Genomic DNA, 19,210 nt, shown 5'->3' with positions numbered 1-19,210 from the left:
ATTTAGAATTATTATAATCTGTAACAAAGCAATTGTAAATGGGCTAATGCCCATGCCATGCTTCGTTTTTCGTACTTTCTGCCAACGCATACCCCTTCCCACCATTGGACATTATAAGGAACATATTCCAGTTCAGCTCACCGCCCTACTAACGTTACCAACGAAATGAGATATCGGATATGGATATGTCGAATACGAAGATCAGTCTTTTGCAAGCCTTCATGATCTTGATGCTCATGAATGGCCTCACGAATCATGTCATCGTCAATCCCATGATCCTGGATGCCGCAGGAAGAGATTCCTGGTTTTCCGCGGTACTAGCCGGCGGACTCTTTTTCCTCTGGTGTTTGATTCTGCTTTTTATTATCCGTAGATCAGGACACCAGAAGCTTCAGCCCTGGCTGGCTTCTCAGACGAACACCTTCCTGTCCTGGGTCCTCATCTCGCCTATTGTGGTTCAGCTCTATCTGATTGGAAATACAACTGTTGTCCATACCTCGATCTGGACGGTGACGAATTATTTGCCGGCAACGCCCAAGATCATCCTGACAAGCGCCTTAACTCTCGTATGCTTTTATTCGGCGATTATGGGGATTCGAACGATCGCCGTTTGCTCGGGCATTCTTCTGCCATTTGTAGTCATATTAGGAATATTCGTCGCTGTAGCCAACGCGCCGGAGAAGGACTACCATTTGCTGATGCCTTTTCTGGAGAAAGGAATGGAGCCTGTAGTTCAGGGGATGGTATACGCAGGCGGAGGTTATGTTGAAATGATCATCATTCTACTGCTGCAGCACCATGTAAAGCAGAAGATCAAGCTCTGGAAGCTCCTTTTGTTTGCAATCCTCATGGTATACATAACGATAGGTCCTTTGATTGGCGGCGTCGTGGAATTCGGGCCGGATGAAGCGGCCAAACAGATGATTTCGCCCTATGAACAATGGCGTCTTGTACGGTTGGGCGATTATGTGGAGCATGTCGATTTTTTATCCGTATTTCAATGGCTCTCAGGGGCTTGCATCCGGATAAGTCTTGCTCTATTTTTGCTTGCCGATATCCTTCCGACCAAAAATGCCAAGATGAAGCATCTTCTCATTCTGATCGTTGCACTGAGTTATGTCGCCACTTCCTTTATTCCTATCAACCAAAACGAATATTACTTGTGGATGTACCATCACTATTTTCCTGCCTTCTTAGTCGTATCATTGTTTACTTCACTGGTATGGGGAGCTGTTTCCCTGATCAAAAGAACCAGAAAGGAGGAAGCCACATGAACGAGAACCGATCCCGGACCCCTTCGTGGAATATCCACGCTTTAAAGGAGTTGTTTGTTCGTTCCTCTGACGTTCAATTGCTGGAGCATCATTTTACCGAAGCGGATGATTCGGTAGTCTGGCTAATTTATGCTGAAAGTCTCTGCGACTCCAAGCAGCTTGGCACCGACATCCTTCCGGAATTAAAAGAAATCTATTCGTCCAAAGGCTTTGCGAATTTTACCGAAACCAATTATTACGGTACGCTGCCTTTTATTCCTTTCTCGCAAAAAGCTTCCGGGGAGTTTATCGTGGAGTCCGTATTTCAGGGCGACCTTATCCTTTTCTTCCCCCAGACGAATTCCTTATTCAAGCTGAATATTTGCAACGTACCTGGCCGAAAACCTGAAGAGTCGTCGGTAGAAATATCTATCAAAGGTCCCAAGGATGGATTTACCGAAGAAATTTCAATGAATATTGCTCTGATTCGCAAAAGAATCCGAAGCAACAGCCTGTGCTGTGAAACCATGATATTGGGACGAAGAACACGAACGAAGGTCGGGATTATGTATATCGATGATATACTCTCTCCTCAAGTGCTTAGCGAAATCCGCAAACGCCTGAAAAAAATCGATGTGGACGGGATCTACAGCATCGGGCAGCTTGAAGAGCTCCTTGGCGATGTGAAATATTCACTGTTCCCTTTGCTCGACTTCAGCGGACGTCCCGATTATGCGGTTGCGTCTCTATTGGCGGGCCGTTTTATTCTTCTTGTTGACGGGAATCCGTTTGTTCTTGTTGCTCCCGCTGCATTCTCATTGATCTTAAAATCGCCTGAAGATATTCATTTCAACTTTCAATATGTTTCGTTTGCAAGATTAATCCGGCTCTTGAGCTTTTGGCTCTCGGCCTTTCTGCCGGGCTTTTGGGTCTCTATTGCCGCATTTCATCAGGACCAGATTCCGTTCCGGCTGATGGCTACCATCTCGGTATCCCGTCTGGGGCTCCCTTTTACCGCACAGATTGAGATGCTTATCTTGCTCATTCTCCTCGAGATATTCAGGGAAGCTGGAGTTCGGTTACCAACCTCCATCGGGCAAACCTTGACCGTGGTCGGCGCTCTTGTAATAGGTGATGCGTCCATCCGGGCCGGATTGGTTTCTCCGTCAGTAGTCGTTGTGGGTGCTGTAACCGCGGTAACCGGCGTAACCCTGGTCAATCAGACCCTGAGTACCGCTCTCAGTACGATCAGGTTGTCGGTATTCATTGTTTGCTCTGTACTAGGTCTGTACGGTTTTATACTCAGCATCATCCTGCTTACCTTTTACATGTCCAAGCTTTCATCCTTCGGCGTCCCTTATTTGTCACCGCTCTCCCCTCCAATACCCAAGGACATCTTGAAGTCGTTCTTAAGAAGTCCATGGAGCAAGCTGAGAGGAAGACCCCGTGTTCTCAACACCGTGGATCCGGATCACCAGGGGGAACAGGAATCGTGAAGCTTAGAAAATTACTTCTCATTATACTCGCATGTCTATTGCTGCCGGGATGCTGGAATTCCAAAGATATTCAGCGGATGGCCTATGTTACGGCTCTGGGGCTCGATTATAAGGATGGCAAATATATTTCTCACGTCCAAATATTGAATTTTGCCGGCGTCGCCAAAGTCGAATCTACCGAGATTGGGAAAAATATCCCGATTTGGGTAGGAAAAGGCGAAGGGACAACCGTTACCGAATCGTTCAATTCCATCTATGCCACATCGCAAATTCGTGTGTTCTGGGGGCACGTCAAAGCGCTTATCATTTCGGAAAATTTACTGAAGCACGGTGATAAAATTAAAGAAGCCTATGACATGCTTAACCGTTACAGAGAAGTTCGATACAATATTCTTCTTTATGGAACCAACGAGCCCCTTGAAGAAGTACTGTATCAAAAATCAATTCTTAATTTCTCGCCGCTGGATTCCATTATGGATACTCCTTCCCAAACCTTTTCACAGCGCTCTTTTATCGTTCCTCAATACGGTTATAAGTTCATAGCACATATCAACGAACCTGGTAACCCGGGGTTCCTTCCTTCCTTGTCCATTGACAGGCAAAGCTGGCAGGAGGACAATAAGCCAAAGTCGTTATTGAAAATCAATGGGGCGTATTTTTTTCGAGAGGGAGACATGATCGGTTGGCTTTCAGAAAACGACCTAACCGGCTACCGATGGCTGCAGAGAAAGCTGGAACGCTCCCCTATCAATATCCCTGATGATAAAAATCCAAAGGCAGCTGTCGTTATGCTTAATCCCAAAGCGAAAATTCAGTCTGTATTTCAGAACGGAAAACCGAAGTTCAACATTTCTGTCAAAATTGAATCCTATATAGACGAGATGATCACGGATATTTCCGAGCAGGAATTGGAGGAGCAGGCGGCCAAAGTCATAAAAAAGGAGATCCGTTGCTCCTTTACTAAAGGAATAGAAAAAAAACTCGATGTGCTTAGGCTGGATGAAGCTTTGTACCGTTCCAATCCGAAAGAGTGGCGGGAGGCTCACCAAAATAAGGAATTCATTCTTGACGAACAATCACTGAATCGTATTGATGTTACGGTGAAGCTGCTTCACACGGGGAAATATAAAGGAAGGGTCAGCTAACATTTGTTAATAAGATTAATCATTAATTATATTAATTTTCTGTATAAACAAAAAAGCCCTTTTTGAGGGCTTTTTTGTAAGAAAGACGGCCTGTTATTTTTGTTGTTGAGCGTTTTTATCACCGACTGTGACGGTTACTTCCTGCTTATTTCCGTTACGCATCATCGTTACTTTAACCTTGTCTCCGACTTTGGATGCCTGGATGATTTTGGTCAAATCGTCCTTGTTTGCAATCTCTGTGCCGTTTACGGCAATAATAGCATCATAAGGTCTTAAACCTGCTTCAAAGCCTGGAGTTTTGGGCTGGACATCAGCGATTAACGCGCCTTTTGTGCTGGTCAAGTTCAGGTCGGACAGCATATCATCCGTAATATTTTGAACACTCACACCCAGATATGGCGCCGGTTCTTTTGGAATTTCCACGTTGTTTTTCAGATTTTCCAGCACAGAGCTGATCGTGCTTGTAGGAATGGCGAATCCGATGCCTTGTGCTTCAGCGCTTACCGCCGTATTAATTCCGATAACCTCACCGTTCATGTTCAATAGCGGACCGCCAGAGTTCCCCGGATTAATAGCAGCATCCGTCTGGAATAAATGTTTATATTCACGGGTACCTTTGTCATCCGGAATACTGATTGGACGCTCTTTAGCGCTGATCACGCCGGAGGTCACCGTATAATCAAAATCATAAGGGTTGCCGATTGCTACTACCGAATCCCCTACCCGAGTATTATTGGAATCGCCGATAGGCAGGGTCGGGAACTCTTTGTCACCCTCGATCTTCAGAACAGCCAGGTCAAGATCATAGCTGTTACCAAGCAATGTGGCCTTGAACGGCGTATCGTATCCTTGTACAGTGACTTCAATCTCATCTGCACCGTCGATGACGTGTTCATTAGTTAAAATATAGCCGGAGGATTGAAAAATAAAGCCGGACCCCATACCGCTGGACTGCAGAGCACCGTCATTCGATTGTGACTGTTTGTCGCTTCCGCCTCCATTATAGCCAAAGAATTGACGGAACAAAGGATCGTTATACATCGAATTGCTTCGGGAATTGTTAACCTTGACCTTCGTTTCAATCTTGACGACTGCCGGACTCGCTTGTTTGGCAATGTCCGCGATACTGCCTCCTGCAATCGAATTGGAATAGGCTGCGGTTTGTGCTGACCCGCTCGATGTTACGGAGGAACTGGCTCCGCCCGCCGCGGCAATATTTTGAGTGAATAAGTTATATTTATCCGAGACGAACATCAAACTCCCAACAACTACTGCACCGGCCAAAAAAGCCGCCAGACTGCTTTTCAAAGTGCTGCGTTTCTTCGTATCATAATGCCCTGCCGAGTTCAAGGTCACTTTACCGGAATTAAAAAACGGGCTTCGAATTGTTTTTTCCGGCTGGATCCACTCCGTAACAGGCTCTTCAACGGGTGATTCCATTGTCTCTGCCTCAGGTTGAGCTTTATATTCTTTATCGTAATTGTTTTCCATTGTAAAATACCTCCCATATGTCCGTGATATGAATTCGTTCACTAGCCATCGGCTATGAATTTATAATAGAATTCGTACCTTAAACACACTTTAAAATTAGTTAAATAGGAGGTAAAAGCCTGCAAGCGGCGTCGTTACTGAAAGAAAGCTTGTTTGAGCCTCTCATTTGCTAGACGAGGCTTGTCTATCAGACGCTATTTTTAAGCTGGGATTAATCCTCAAAAGTACCGGTAGGACAAAATAAATAGGGCATTGCTGCTCTCTAGCATAAAAAAATCCCCCTACTTCCTGCAAAAAGAAAGTAAAGGAGATTCATAGGGCTGCTATATTTACTTTTTGAAAGTAACGGACTTTTCATATTTGCTGAAGCCGTCTTGTTCCCCTTTATAGGTGTAGCCGTTTCGGCTGTAAAATTGGTTTAATTGCGGACTGGTGGCAATGCAGTCGAGCCGAACAATGCTTTTCCCATCAAAATGGATTCCTGAATCGCACCATAGTAGGATAGCTTGTCCGAGGCCTGAATTTGCAAATTCGCGTTTGACCGCAAGCCGATGGATATAAACGGCACGATCCTCCGGGTGCGCTTCGGCGCCCCAAAGCTTATAATCCCATTCACTAGGCTTCTGCAGCAGCATGACTACACCTGCGATACTTCCCTCTTTCTTGCAGACGAATACATCGCCGCGCCGTACTGCTTCCACCGTATTGTGGGAGTCATGACCTTCCAGCAGCCCTCTCCATTGGGATGATCCTTTGCTGCGCAGCCATTCCGCAATCTCTATAAGCAAAGCCATGATAGCCTCAGTATCTTGGGGTTGAGCCTGCACCATTATGCTATTTTCGCTGATTAGATGATCATGAATAGTAAAAGCTTGGTTCATTAGCGCAAACCTCCTTCTTGGTTGACTTCCGTTCGATTTCTCCCTTTCCGTTTCGCCTCGTATAGAGCTTGATCGGCCAAACCCAGCAGTTCGGAAGGCTCTTGGGCCTGGGAGGGATACTGGGCCAAACCGATGGATAGAGTGCATGTCCTTCCAATAGGGTTCTCGGTTGTCTCAAAAGCAAGACGTATCCGTTCCGCCGTGGCGTAAGCATCTGACAGGAATGTCCCCCTCAGCAGCACGACAAACTCTTCACCGCCATACCTGCAGCTAATATCCTCTTGGCGCAAATAATGATGCAATAGTTCTGCAAGATGATTTAATACAGCATCCCCTGTCTGATGGCCGTAAGTATCGTTTATCATTTTAAAACGATCGATATCCATAATCAACAGAGAGAAGGCCGTAGTCTCCTCTACCCATTGCTTCATAATTTTCTCAAGCGATCTGCGGTTCATTAGTCCTGTAAGCGGATCGATGGATGCTTCCCGTGCCAATTGATCTGTATGCGCCTCTATATGCTTCAGTGCGTTCCCTAACGACTTTGCCAGCAAATCGGCCTCAAAGTTCCAATAACTGCCGAAGGAGGGAGCGCGGCTTTGTCCGCTTTCATAATCACTGACCTTCCTTGCCAGGGATACGAATGGGCGCGTCAAGCGGCAGGAAAACCAGATGGCAATTAAAAGCAAAAGAAAAGTCGACGGCACAAAGTAGATTAGAAGCTCCTTCGTATAGTACTGAAGCTGATTATCGACGGCCTGCTTGGGGGAGACGACGACAATCCCCCATCCATTTGAGGGAACTACGGAATAACCGGCTAGCTGAGACACCCCCCGCGTATTCGTAACCTGCTGCTTGCCGCTCCGTCCTTGGGTAATTTGGTTTACGACCGGATTGGCAGATACCAGCTCCCCTACTCGGCCCAATTCGGGATGGAATAGCAGATACCCATCAGAACTGACCACATAGTAGTAGGAGCCGTACTCATCAATGGAAGAGCTGCCGAAAACCTGGCTGATCACATTAGGCTCCTGAAGGTAGATCGTCCCTAATAAGTAACCCCGGAATTCGCCCTGCTGATCGAATATCGGTTCGCTCATCGACACGATCAATCTATTCGTAACCGAAGTGACGTAAGGCTTGGACAGGTACGGCGTCCTCAGTCTTATCGCACTCCTTGCTGCCTCGGTCAATACAACCGTTCCTTCGATCCTGCTGAGCGACGCCGGTGTCGCCGCATGAACGCGTCCCGTCTCCTCCACCAGTACGATAGAATTGAAGAACCGGCTGCTATTTCTCAGCAATTCCAGCTTTTGATTAACATCTTGAACGGTCATATCCGGATAGTTCCGAAGGGTTTCAGCCGAATAATGCAAGCTCTCTTTCATGGTTGTGAAAATGCCGTCCATGGACATACTCATTTTGTTCGCAGTAAAGGAATTTAGATTCAGAGTGGTTTCTGTTAAAGATTTTTTCTTGGAATGAAAGGATAGAACCAGGAGAATCGTTGCGGTAACCAAGATCGTTAAACAAACCATTCCCGTGACGAGCGTAGTCAAGCTCACCTTTTTTTTCTGGATGATTTGAAGCTCTCGAAGAAGGGACATGTATCCTCACCAGTAGTTAGATTAATAGAACAACATGTGTATTATACAATAGATAGGGATGAGGTACACAGATCTAAACAGGACTTAAGATAAAATTAATGTGACGATTCCTTTGAAAATCACGTTGCTCAGCCCCCAGAAAATGGTAAAAGCCCCCAAACCCAAGAAATCCTCTTAGGCTGAGAGCTTTGGACATGACCTTATGGATTAGACCGCTAATTGAAAAATATGTTTCTGAATCGCTTTGGCAACCCCATCCCGCTCATTCGTGTCCGTTACCGCATGGGCCGCCAGCTTCAGCTCCTCGTCCGCATTGCCCATAGCAACCCCGAGGCCGGCCGCCTGGATTAACCGGAGATCATTCATATTATCGCCAATGGCCATGACCTGCTCCATTCCAATGCCCAGCTGCTCGCATACGATGCGGACGCCGGATTCCTTGGAAATCCCTTTGGGGGAGATTTCAATATTTACCGCCGCGGAGCGCGTAATCTCCAAAATGCCCCAGCTCTCAATAATATCGCGAAGCCGCTGTATTGTGTCCAGATCATCATGGCGAATGCCGAACTTCATCCAGTCGCGTTCAAACATTTGCTCCGTCCAGTTCCGCTTGCTCGTCAGGCTCTCTACGCTGTAGCCCCAATAATGGGCACCCCATTCAACCGCTAATTGATGGAGCCGAAGCACATGATCACGATCGATATATACCCGCTTAGCGAGCACCTCAGGACGTTCCCATACCTCGGCTCCATTGACAAGAACCATCGGGGTCTGCAGTTCAAGCTCCTCCCAGAATGACTTGGCTGTCTGTGTGCCGCGGCCAGTCGCGAAGATCACCTTCACGCCTGCCTCGACCGCCCTATGAATCCAGGCCTTCGTTTCTTCCGTTATCGTCTTGTCCTCCGTTAATGTCGTCCCGTCTAAATCCAGAGCCAATAATCGGACTTGCGGCATTTCCTCTTCCTCCCAAATCTTTTTTTGGATCAACCGTCTTACTCTATAGAGACAAGCTTTCGAGCGGCACATCAAAAAAATGATTCACGACAAGGCCGCCGGCCGATGTTGATTCATTCGGGGTTTGCGGCAAGTAAACCAGCTTGACTCCCCTGCATGATTCCGGAATAGTAGAATAAATCCGCTTCTCTAGCGGAGTGAGAAGCCGGGTCCCCAGCACATCTATCATCTTGCCGGTCAGCAGCACATGATCCGGATTGAAGAACGTGATCACGTTGCTTATCGCCGTTCCTATCGCGGGCTCAATCTTATTCAGCAGCGCTGCGGCCTGCTCCTCCCCCGCATCCAGCTGCTCCGCAAAGCTCTCCGGCGTATATCCGGCGTTGCGCTTCAAACCGCTGACCGAGGCCAAGGTGGTCAAGCAGCCTCTGGCTCCGCAGTGGCATACGGGCGTTTCTTCGGGAGCAAACGCCTTATAATGGCCGAATTCACCTGCGACATGCGAGGAACCCGTACACAGCTGTTTATTCAAAACAAGAGCCCCGCCAATGCCATAATCCAGCTTGATCGTCACATTATTAGCCGAATCCGCCAAACGTCCTTTGAGATTCTCCACGATGGCCAGCAGGTTGGCGTCGTTCTCCAAATAAATGGGCACATTATATCGCTCTTCCAGCCGTTCCTTCAGAGGGAACTTCTTCCAGCGAAGACCCGGGGAATAAATGACCACTCCTTGTTTGGAGTCGACAAGTCCCTGAATGCTGCAGCCGATACCTTTGAGCTGATGCGGCTTCGGAACTCGCTTCATCAGCTCATCGACGATTTGGATGATGTACTCAAGGGGATGCTCTACATCACGATAAGCCTGAACCTGCTCCTTGATTTCGTGAATCGTATGGTGCTGGAAATCAATCAAGGTTCCTCTGACGTATTTCACTGCAAGCTCAATCCCAATGGCGTACATCTCCCCAGTCTTGACAACGAGCGGGATTGGCTTTCTCCCGCTATTGCCTGCAATGGGGTCGGTTTCGAACAAATAATCGTCCTCAAGCAGCCGGTTCACAATATTGGTAATCGTTTGTTGGGTAAGACCCGTTTTCTCCGCCAGCTCTACTCGCGAAATGGGGCCTTCAGTATAAATCAGACGCAGCACTTTCTGCTGGTTGATGGATTTAAGCAATTTGTTGCTAGTCGTTCTTTCAGGCTTCACGGGATGCAGCACCTTTCTTGCTCCCCATCATCTGGGGAGATTTCATATTCACCGCCTTTTCCAGCCATGGAAGGGTAAGGCGAAACGCCCGGATTTCTTGAAATGTCAGCCTCCACTGAAGCCGCAGGATGCTGCTCCAATTCCGCTCCGCGTACAGTGAAGCCGTTAATCCAAGCGTCTTCATTATATACCGCATTCGCCGCAAATGAAAAGAATTGGAAATTAACACAAACGTACATAAATTTCGCTCTGTAAGGATCAGCTTGCAGTTCACGAGATTGTGGACCGTATTACGGGAGCGGGATTCCAGGATCATTCGCTCCGCGGGAACCCCTTGGTCCAGCAAATAATCCCGCATAATCTCGGCCTCTGTCCTATTGGATTTCACGGCCCCGCCGGATAGTACCAGATAACGGTAATGATACTCGCGGTACAGACGCAGAGCCGCATCCAGCCGTTCCTTTAGCAAAGGATGAATTTGATTGCCATCGCATCGGTACCCTAGAACAATCAATGCATCTGCAGACTCCTTGCTTCTTCTGCAGGAGTGCATCCACACAAAATACGTCAAAGGCACAGCCGCAATGATGCACAGCATCGTCATTAGTGCTATTTCCCACATCCTGCTGTTCCTTTCCGATTGGTTAGTGCCTCATTATGTTTATAAATCAAATTGATTAATTACATGATACGATAAAACCATCACTTCGACAATCCCTTATTTACCTAGCTCTGCTGTTCCTTTCCCTCGTTCAATTTCACCTGCTTGAGAACGCCGGTCGATAGATTGCCGCTTGTATCCAACGCTTGCACGAGAACCTCATAGAACCCGTGCTTTAAGCTGCTTGCCTCCACCCTGGTAACACCCGGAGGAGCGAACAGTTCAACGCTCCGTTCCTTCTTGTCATTGCCGCCTTTGGGTGAAATGACAACACGCGTTCCAGCGTAATCCTTATCCTGTGGCGGTACGAAGGTCACCTGAATGGTATGACTGTGACCATATACTTGTAACGAAACCGTATCCCCCGGCGGATGGGTATCTTTGGCAGTAAGCAGTGATACGGCACCGCTGCGTGCTGAGTTCCCCGCTGCATCATACGCTTCAACCTCGACCCTATACGAAGTGTAGCCGACCAAGTCATCCATCCTATAACTGCATTCTTGCTGGCAGCGATCTGACAGGATAGCATCTACCGGCTGGTCATTGCGGTAAATACGATAACCCTGTACTCCTATATTATCTGACGCCGGATTCCAATGGATCGTGGCAGCATGGTAGGTTACATCGGTTACCGTAAGGGCAGCCCCTCCGTTCCAAACAGGAGGCAAATGATCCGGTGCTTTGACCCGGAATGACCATTCTGCAGCAGGGATTGCGTATGTTCCCGCCTTATCCGCCGCCTCGATTTTGATATGATGATCCCCTTCCGACAGATCGGAGCCCGGTAAGACAAGAATCCGTTTACGCTCCGGATCATAAGTCGCGTTAACAGAGGAACCATCCACTACCGCAATGATAGAAGACGGATCGACGCCGCTTCCCTCATCCGTCACATTCACGCTAATGGAAGGGCGCAGACCTGTAACCTCCGTCCCCGGTGCCGGTGTCGGGTCACTGAACACAGGCCCTGTTACATCCTCGCCCAAGTCCATATATTCCGCTCTCAGATTGTCCAGATATACTGCGCCTTTATTTTTATTTGCCGGGTCTGATTCACTGACAACGATGTATCGAACCTTCAAAGGATATATCGTATTCTCCGGTACCGGAGCCGTCACGTATTTCCAGCCGGTCCAATCCAGCGCTCCAGGCTCTGTAAGGTCAAAAATCCTATTGGTTCCGTTGCCGTCGGTGACGCCAAGTCTCAAATAATGGCGATTCGAATCGCCGTAGACCCACAATCCAAACCGGTAAGGCTTCCCTTCCACTTCTCTTCCTATTTCTCCATTCTCATCTAGCAAGTTGACATAGGCATTGGAAGTACCGCCTTTTCCCGTGAAATCATAAGTGAGCTTTAAGGATTTCGTCCCGTAGCGAACGGGATTAGGCCTGGCTACAGCATTAATTGTTACAGAGCCTGCTACGGCATTCGCATCCTTGGTTTGCATATGATCTGTGCTTTCGAACGGCTCTAGCAGCTGCGGAAGCTTGCCTACCTGAACGACGGCTTCAGCACTCACCTGACCGAATGAGGCGTGAACTTTGCCGTCTGCGGTTCCATAGGCTGCCTGCAGCTTCCCGTCGCTTGTCACAGTTCCTATTGCACCCTCCACGGACCAAGCTAGCCGCTCCGGAGAGATCCAGACTCGCTGGCCTTCGGTATTAAAGGCTTGAGGTTGAAATACGGCAACAGCTCCCGGCTCAATTACGGCCGGATTCGGTTCAAGAACGAGTCGATCCAAGGCATCGACTACGGTAACTTCGATCTGCTTTATCACGCTTCCGCTCTGAACCGTCAGATGCCCGGTGCCTGGCGTCAACGAGGCCGTAAAGCTTCCATTGCGGTCCACGGTTCCTACAGCTCCCTGGACTGACCATTGAAGCTCCTCCCTGGAAACAGGTACGCCATTCCCATATGCGTCCCGGCCTTTGACCTCGAACTCCACCCTGCTTCCTGCGGCAACTTGAAGCGGAGTTTCAGGGTTCACAACAAGCGTATTCAACGGACCTACCGGTGCGGTAGTGATAATCGCAATAGCATTGCCAACCGCACGGTCATGACCATCGGAAGGCCGGTTTAACAGACTGGGGTGCATATCCCCCGGCTGCCGGACGTAATAAGTTGTCGAGCCCCCGCCATCGATATTGATTGCATTTTCCATCCCAAGGCTTTGTAAGTAATAAGCGCCTTCGGCCATCGTGATTCCGTCGGAATGTCCCGGTTGTCTTCCGTCCACCGTTAGAAGGTACAGCTTCCCTTGCTTTGTGGCAACCATTGTTCTGGGGTGTCTATCGCTGGTATTGGCATCGGCGGGATCAAGCACGGTTGGAGACACGACCCCGTTCTTCAGAAGAACATACCCCAAGGTCGAATTTCCCGAAATGACTTGTTCCGCTTCCCCGAAGCCTTTGGAGAACGAGATGTCCAACCGCAGCCGTGTACCGACCGCGAGCTTCTGCCGTACCCAATCCGCCTTGGAGCCGGTAGCGGACAAGACGAATGTCCCCGGTTCAATCGGTGTATCCGAAGCTTCCGATATCGACTCCACAACGCCGCTGACCGGCTGCCCCGGTATCAGCTTATTGGCGGGGTCATCCGCACGAATGACTGCTTCGATGCCGCCGCCCGGGGTTCTAGTGGAGCTCCCGAATCTCCAGTTGTACAAAAAAGCGTGATTGGTATGTGTCGCAACACGGGTCCGGTTAATCATCGTCAAGGTTAGCGACTCTCCATTATCCTTGGTCAGCTTGGAGGTCATCGTTACATTCTCTTCAAGCTTAACCGAATGATCCGGCATAATGGCCATGGCAATCTTGCTTGTCGACGGTGAGCTTACCAATTCTCCGTTCGAAATCATCAAGCCCGAGGGTACGCCTACCGTACTGAAAAAGTCCCCGTTCGTACCCGCTACGGGACGCTCTCCCTGCTGTTCGAGCTCACCCAGCATTTGGCTGACGGTTGCGGCTGCAGAAACCTCTCCATGTGACGAAACCGCTTCCACCTTGACATAAGGGTTGGCAGGATCAACTTCAAGCAGATGAACCGATTCCCTCAAGCCATTCCCAATCAAGGTACGGCTTGTATGGAGGATGCCTGGTGCAACGCTATACTGCTTCTCGTCCAGAGTTTGCCATTGGACCGCTTCCGCATGCACTATTCCGGCATCCATCCGTACATTCACCTGCGTCACCAATACGGCCGCTGTAATGAAACCTGTAACGAGATAACGCCATACTATACTCGTTCGCTTCATGCGATGAATCTCCCTTCGATTACTTAGGTTGGGTGGTTTGACGAAGCCGATTCACCGGAATCGGCCTCGCGGTACCTGGGGTTGCTTGGCTATTTCTTTCTTGCCTGCTCGCTCTGTATATATTTGGCTGCTTTCTCGTTAGCCTCACGAAGGACGGTGTTGATGTCTTTTTTGTCAAAGATCATTCCAGTTAAGGCTTCACGCAAATATTTATAATTCTCGTTGTCGTACTCCGAGTTAATAGGAGCGATTGCCGGCTTCACCTTAAAAATGCCTTCCAGATTCTTTCCCTTATAAATATCGGTGTTGGAAGCGAACTGCTTTTTTAGCTCAGGATCATTTAATATCGTTAAATTGTTTCCTTTATTCATTTCCTTTTGTGATTCTTCGCTGATCATCGTCAAAATAACACGGTACGCCGCTTCCTTGTTTTTACTGGTCGGCGGGACCATCAAAGATTGGAACTCAATCTCCCTGCCCACCCCCGGCTTGTCGTCGAACGCCGGGTGACCGACCACATCCCAATTGAACCCGTTACCTCCCTCATTCAGCTGCGGAAGACGGCTTGTAATAGCTGCTAGCCAGGAAGGGAACATAGCCAGCTTCTGGTCCTTCATGAAATAATCGACACCGTATTGGAATTTATTTTTGGGGTCGATATAGCCGGGAATCTCGTACATCTGCTTCAGCAGGCCGAACGTTTTCTTGTAGCCCTCCGTATCGAATATCGGTGCTCCCTTATCATTCACCGTTCCTAAGGAGTACCCTCTGGAGAATGTACGCTCCGAGCCGGGATCGAAGCCAAGGTATTGGACCCCGTTTTCTTCGCGCGTCAACCGCTTGGACAGCTCAATAATTTGATCCCATGTCATGCCGTCAGTCGGATACGGGACCCCGAAACGGTCAAAAATGTCTTTATTATAGATAAGTACGCCGTAATTGAGCGTGTACGGGATGCCGTACAGCTCACCGTTTTTGCCGTAAGATTTGATCGCATTAATGGCTTGAGGCTCAAATTTGCTTAGATCAACCCGATATTTTTTCACAAAATCATTCATATCGCTGGCAACACCGAGCGGGAGCAGATCATTCATATAAAAATGCGTTGTGGCAATCAGGTCGGGAACTTCCCCCGCTGCAATCATATCCGAAAGCTTCGTCCCTTTTATGAGCTCAATATTAATATTCGGATGTTTCTTCTTAACCGTACCGAACAGCGCATCGACATCGTTGGGCGTATTGATAGCCGCATAATGGGAATACAGCTTAAGGGTGACCGGCTCCGTAATCGTAAGCTCCTCCGGCGCAGCGCTGCCGGGTTTGGCGGGATCGCCGGTCTGCGGGGATTGTGCCGGCTTGCTGGAACAGCCCGTGGCTGCTGCAAGAGCGGATAGCAGGATCAGAATAGCTGCTGATACACGTTTTCTTTGCTTCATGATCAATCTCACCTTCGCATTGGATTTTATTAATAGAATTAATAATTAATATCATTAGATGATTTGAAAGCTCCAAGTTGCAGCTGGAAGAGCCGCATTACGCATCATGTCTGCCGCTTCGACAGTCACCCGGTGAACTCCCTTTTCCAGCGGTTCCAGCGGCTTGCACTCCAATATCCCCGTATCCTTGCAGAAGGTGTGCGGAAGGACAGCATCATTCAACCATACTCGTATCGATGCGGTATCCACGCCGCTTTTGCTATCCTTCACCGTTACTTGAATCAGCGGGCAGCAAGTTGTTACTACCGCATGGTCTGAAGGCCGCATACCGGAGAATTCCGGACCTTCCACATCCTCATCAAAATCAACATACTCCGCCCTGAAATGATCTAAATAAAGCACTCCTTTAGTCTTCTTGGCGTCATTCGCTTCCTCTAGAACGATCGTATGTACACGTATGGGAAGCCTGGTGTTCTCAGGGACCTCCGTACAGACATATTTCCAGCCCTTCCAATACAGCCCGTCGGAATCTGTGAAATTCAGGAAGCGTCTAATGCCGTCTGCATCCACTATTTCCAAGCGAAGCCCGTGGCTGCTGCCATCTCCGTTAACCCAAAGCCCGAAGCGGTAAGGGGCTCCTTCTATTTCATGCCCTCGGTCTCCAGTTCCCTTCACAAATGTCATCCGGGCCTCGGATATTCCCGGCTTGCCAGTAAAATCATAGGTCCACCTGCCTGAGAAGGTGCCGAATCTTACGGGAGAGGGTCTTGCCGCCTTCGTTATCGTGACGGATCCCTCGACCGTATTTACCCCCTCGGTACCGATCCCGTTCAAGCTTTCAAAGTCGGCAATCATGTAATGAGATTTGCCAACGTGGACATCGGCAAACGTATGAATGTCACCCAGACTCGCCTTCACACGGCCTCGGCCGACAACAGCGCCGGCAGCCCAGTAACCTGGCTCCTCCCACTTCCCAGTCTCACCTTCCGTTGACCAGGAGAGCAGCTCGTTGGATACGAGAACCTCATTTCCATCCGCGTCAAAAGCCAACGCACGGAAAGACAGATTACCTCCCGGCTCCACTTCAGCACATGAGGGCACCAGCTTTAAACGGGCCGCCCGATTCGTAATGAGTACCGGAACGGATTGAACGACATTGCCATAACGGACGATGATTCGGCCATCGGCCGGCACCGGACCGGCCATCCATACGCCTTTTTCAAGGATGGATCCTATGCAGCCCTCCAACGACCAGTGCAGCTGTTCTCCATCCACGGGTGATGCATTTCCATAACGGTCTCGGCCTTTTACCTGAAACGCGACCTTGCTCCCCGTCATGGCACGTACAGCAGACGGAATTACAATAAGGGTATCCAGCTCCCCCTTTGGAGCCTGAGTAACGATAGCCAACGCATTGCCGATTTCCCTCTCAAAGCCGTCCGACGGTTGATTCACCAGCGTTGCCCGCTCATCTCCGGGCCGACGAATGTAGCAGGTGGTTGAACCTCCCCCATCCAGATTTATCGCGTGCTCCATCCCCTGTTCCTGAAGGAAGCAAGCTGCTTCCAATAGCGTCATCCCGTCGGAATGACCCGGCTGTCGGCCGTCAATAGCTGCAAGATACAATTTTCCTTGCTTGACAGCTGCAATAGTCCTTGGGTGCCTGTCGCTGTTTAACCGTATCCGCGAGTCCAGTAAGACTTCCGGAATCTTTCCGTCTTTAAGCAGCATGAACGCCAACGTAGAATTGCCGGACAGCACCTGTCGGGCATTCTGAATTTCTTTGTCATATTGTATTGATAGTGTAAGCGCCGTTCCTGGGGCAGCCTGCTCCAGAAAGGCTCTGGCCTTCCAGCCCGTTAGAGAGAGAACCCAACTGTTGACCTCCATCGGGGAATCGAAAGCTTCCCCAATGGATTGCACAATCCCCCGAATGGGCACCCCCGGATACAGGTTAACTTCAGCCTCATTCACTGCTACTATAGCTTCGATCCCCCCGGCCGGCGTCCGGGTTGAATCGCCGTAGCGCCAAGTGTACACGCAGGCTTGATCGGACTCGCCAGCCTTTCTGGCACGATTCACCATATCGACTGACATGTTGTATCCGCTTTCACATTGCACCACGGCACTCATCCTGACCGACTCTTCGAGCTTTATCGAACCGTCGTTCATCATAACCAGCATGACCTTGGTAAGCAGCGGAGAGGTAATGATCTCGCCATCGACCATATGCAGTCCGGATGGGACCCCTGCATAGCTGAAAAAATCTCCATTAAATCCGGCCACACATCGCTGTCCCTGCGTTTCAAGCTCATGAAGCAGATTTCCTACCGTCTCCAAACGGACAACTTTTCCTTGGAAAGACACTGGTTTAAGCTGTACCAGCTCATGGGACGGGTCCACTTCCACCATGTGTACGGCTTCCCTCAATGCCCCCTTGCTTACTTGCTGTCGCCAATAACGGACTCCCGGTGCTGTGCTCTCCTCGGTTTGAACGATCTGCCAAGCCTGTCGCCGCCTCTCCTGCATCATCTCTACATCTTGAGACAAGGAATCGCCTCCTGTTCCGTTGAATCGAATTCGGATTTGATTATAAATCAATTTGATTAATTATAATAGTACGACAACAGGCTCGAATGTTCAATCCTTATTTTCTGAATTAACAGGCTTTTCAGATAAGATTCGCTTAAGCATGGGGGAGATTCCTTGTGCCATCCTTGTAAATCCGAGATCATTGGGATGGACTCCATCAACGGTGCATTCGTCATAGGATCTTCCCAGCAGGCCCGAGCCGTCTCCAAAAAACAGCAGCGAGTCCCCTTCCTGGTTTAATCGCTCGACTACATGGCGCGCAAAGTCGCGTTTGACTATTCGCTCCTTCCGTTTGGACGGATCGTAGCTTTCCCTGGCATATGGAATTCTGGACAGGACCAGGATAGGCACCTCCGGCTGCATCTCCCTGTAGAGTCGTATAAACGGCTCTAAGGTTTCGCAGTATCTGTCCGTACTGCAATTAGCCTCATAATCCAGAATGAAAGCATCCACCCGCTCTATACTGCGAATGATCCTCGCGAGCTCGGGCTCTCCTTTGCCATTGCCGGAAAATCCAAGATTGATGACCTCACGCTTCAATCGTCGGCCCAGCTGTTGGGTGTAGGCAAGCCCGGGTCTGCCGGCGCAGCCTCCCTGGGTGATGGAGGTGCCATAGAATACGAGACGGCCCTGGCCATCATAGGATGCGTCGTACTCCACTAATGCTTCTGGAGGAAGTCCAATCTCTACTTCCAATACGCTTTGATAGAGAGGAAAATGAAGCGCCACAGGACGAAGCTTGCCACCTTTGGCTCCTTCAAACAGTATGCACTCATAGGATGTATCGCTCAGCTTCATCCGGCTAGTCCCAGCATAACGTTCCCGCCCAGCCTCACCAATATATGCGTCGAAACCATTCTGTCCGGTAGCAGGCATATGATCCATGGACGCAGGGCCTCCGAGACGCACACGGATCGCAAGACGGGCCGCATTGGTCCGAAACCGGATTTGACCGCCCGCCGTACAATTAGCCAGACGGTCGACTGCAGCAGGGAGCGGTTCAACGGGACGAATCGGCAGCCGCCGAAATAACCCTTCTTCCTGGAGCCATGGAAAGCCGAGAACTTGAAACGGCAGGGCAAGCGGTGTGTACCAGTTCCATTCTCCCTCCGCCTTTCTGACCGTCATATTTGCGTCAAGCTGATGGGCCCGAAACGGTTGATTCCTTGTCATACCCTTCACTTCCCTTTCACATAAGGATTTGGCGCCCCTTGATGCACCTGATTATTC

At 49.4% G+C, this 19,210-nt stretch carries 13 protein-coding genes; 3 read left to right on the top strand and 10 right to left on the bottom strand.

Features of this window, described 5'->3' with window-relative positions; genetic code table 11:
- Positions 1-179 precede the first annotated feature (179 nt).
- Genes B1728_RS06305 through B1728_RS06295 form a run of 3 tightly spaced genes read left to right on the top strand, consistent with a single transcriptional unit; the run spans position 180 to position 3,894 of the window.
- Entirely contained in the window at positions 180-1,274 is a 1,095-nt protein-coding gene (locus B1728_RS06305) for a GerAB/ArcD/ProY family transporter (protein WP_079909330.1), read from the top strand.
- On the top strand, positions 1,271-2,749 hold the full coding sequence (locus tag B1728_RS06300; protein WP_079909329.1) for a spore germination protein: 1,479 nt from the start codon (positions 1,271-1,273) through the stop codon (positions 2,747-2,749). The genes B1728_RS06305 and B1728_RS06300 overlap by 4 nt, the downstream gene beginning before the upstream one ends.
- Positions 2,746-3,894 carry a Ger(x)C family spore germination protein gene (locus tag B1728_RS06295; protein ID WP_256865256.1) on the top strand — a complete coding sequence of 383 codons (1,149 nt, stop codon included), beginning with the start codon at positions 2,746-2,748 and terminating at the stop codon, positions 3,892-3,894. The genes B1728_RS06300 and B1728_RS06295 overlap by 4 nt, the downstream gene beginning before the upstream one ends.
- Before the next feature lie 93 nt (positions 3,895-3,987).
- On the opposite strand, the gene B1728_RS06290 is transcribed toward B1728_RS06295, so the two are convergent.
- The 10 genes from B1728_RS06290 to B1728_RS06245 form a co-directional block, all read right to left on the bottom strand.
- Positions 3,988-5,385 (bottom strand): S1C family serine protease, encoded by a 1,398-nt coding sequence (locus B1728_RS06290; RefSeq protein ID WP_079909327.1) that lies wholly within the window; start codon positions 5,383-5,385, stop codon positions 3,988-3,990.
- 329 nt (positions 5,386-5,714) lie between these two features.
- Positions 5,715-6,266 (bottom strand): GNAT family N-acetyltransferase, encoded by a 552-nt coding sequence (locus B1728_RS06285; protein WP_079909326.1) that lies wholly within the window; start codon positions 6,264-6,266, stop codon positions 5,715-5,717.
- Complete coding sequence (locus tag B1728_RS06280) at positions 6,266-7,873, bottom strand: sensor domain-containing diguanylate cyclase (RefSeq protein ID WP_079909325.1); 1,608 nt, start codon at positions 7,871-7,873, stop codon at positions 6,266-6,268. Before B1728_RS06280 ends, B1728_RS06285 begins: the two co-directional genes overlap by 1 nt.
- Before the next feature lie 207 nt (positions 7,874-8,080).
- Positions 8,081-8,827, bottom strand: a complete 747-nt coding sequence (locus B1728_RS06275) for a Cof-type HAD-IIB family hydrolase (protein WP_079909324.1) — start codon at positions 8,825-8,827, stop codon at positions 8,081-8,083.
- Positions 8,828-8,870: 43 nt separating this feature from the next.
- The gene (locus B1728_RS06270; RefSeq protein WP_079909323.1) at positions 8,871-10,049 is read right to left on the bottom strand and encodes an ROK family transcriptional regulator; all 1,179 of its coding nucleotides are present in this window, start codon (positions 10,047-10,049) and stop codon (positions 8,871-8,873) included.
- Positions 10,027-10,659, bottom strand: coding sequence for a YdcF family protein (locus B1728_RS06265; protein ID WP_079909615.1), 633 nt, complete (start codon positions 10,657-10,659; stop codon positions 10,027-10,029). The genes B1728_RS06270 and B1728_RS06265 overlap by 23 nt, the downstream gene beginning before the upstream one ends.
- A 104-nt stretch (positions 10,660-10,763) precedes the next feature.
- Positions 10,764-13,952: a phosphodiester glycosidase family protein gene (locus tag B1728_RS06260; protein WP_079909322.1), complete on the bottom strand. Its 3,189-nt coding sequence runs from the start codon at positions 13,950-13,952 to the stop codon at positions 10,764-10,766.
- A gap of 89 nt (positions 13,953-14,041) precedes the next feature.
- Positions 14,042-15,388 (bottom strand): ABC transporter substrate-binding protein, encoded by a 1,347-nt coding sequence (locus B1728_RS06255; protein ID WP_079909321.1) that lies wholly within the window; start codon positions 15,386-15,388, stop codon positions 14,042-14,044.
- A 54-nt stretch (positions 15,389-15,442) separates the two neighbouring features.
- The gene (locus B1728_RS06250) at positions 15,443-17,938 is read right to left on the bottom strand and encodes a phosphodiester glycosidase family protein (protein WP_079909320.1); all 2,496 of its coding nucleotides are present in this window, start codon (positions 17,936-17,938) and stop codon (positions 15,443-15,445) included.
- Positions 17,939-18,028: 90 nt separating this feature from the next.
- Entirely contained in the window at positions 18,029-19,153 is a 1,125-nt protein-coding gene (locus tag B1728_RS06245) for an SGNH/GDSL hydrolase family protein (protein WP_079909319.1), read from the bottom strand.
- Between the last annotated feature and the right edge of the window lie 57 nt (positions 19,154-19,210).

The sequence above is a fragment of the Paenibacillus sp. 32352 genome, from assembly GCF_002042965.1.
In the GTDB taxonomy this organism is placed as follows: Bacteria; Bacillota; Bacilli; order Paenibacillales; family NBRC-103111; genus Paenibacillus_S; species Paenibacillus_S vulneris.
The sequence above is the reverse complement of the archived record's forward strand: the minus strand, read 5'-3'. Positions and strand labels throughout refer to the sequence as shown.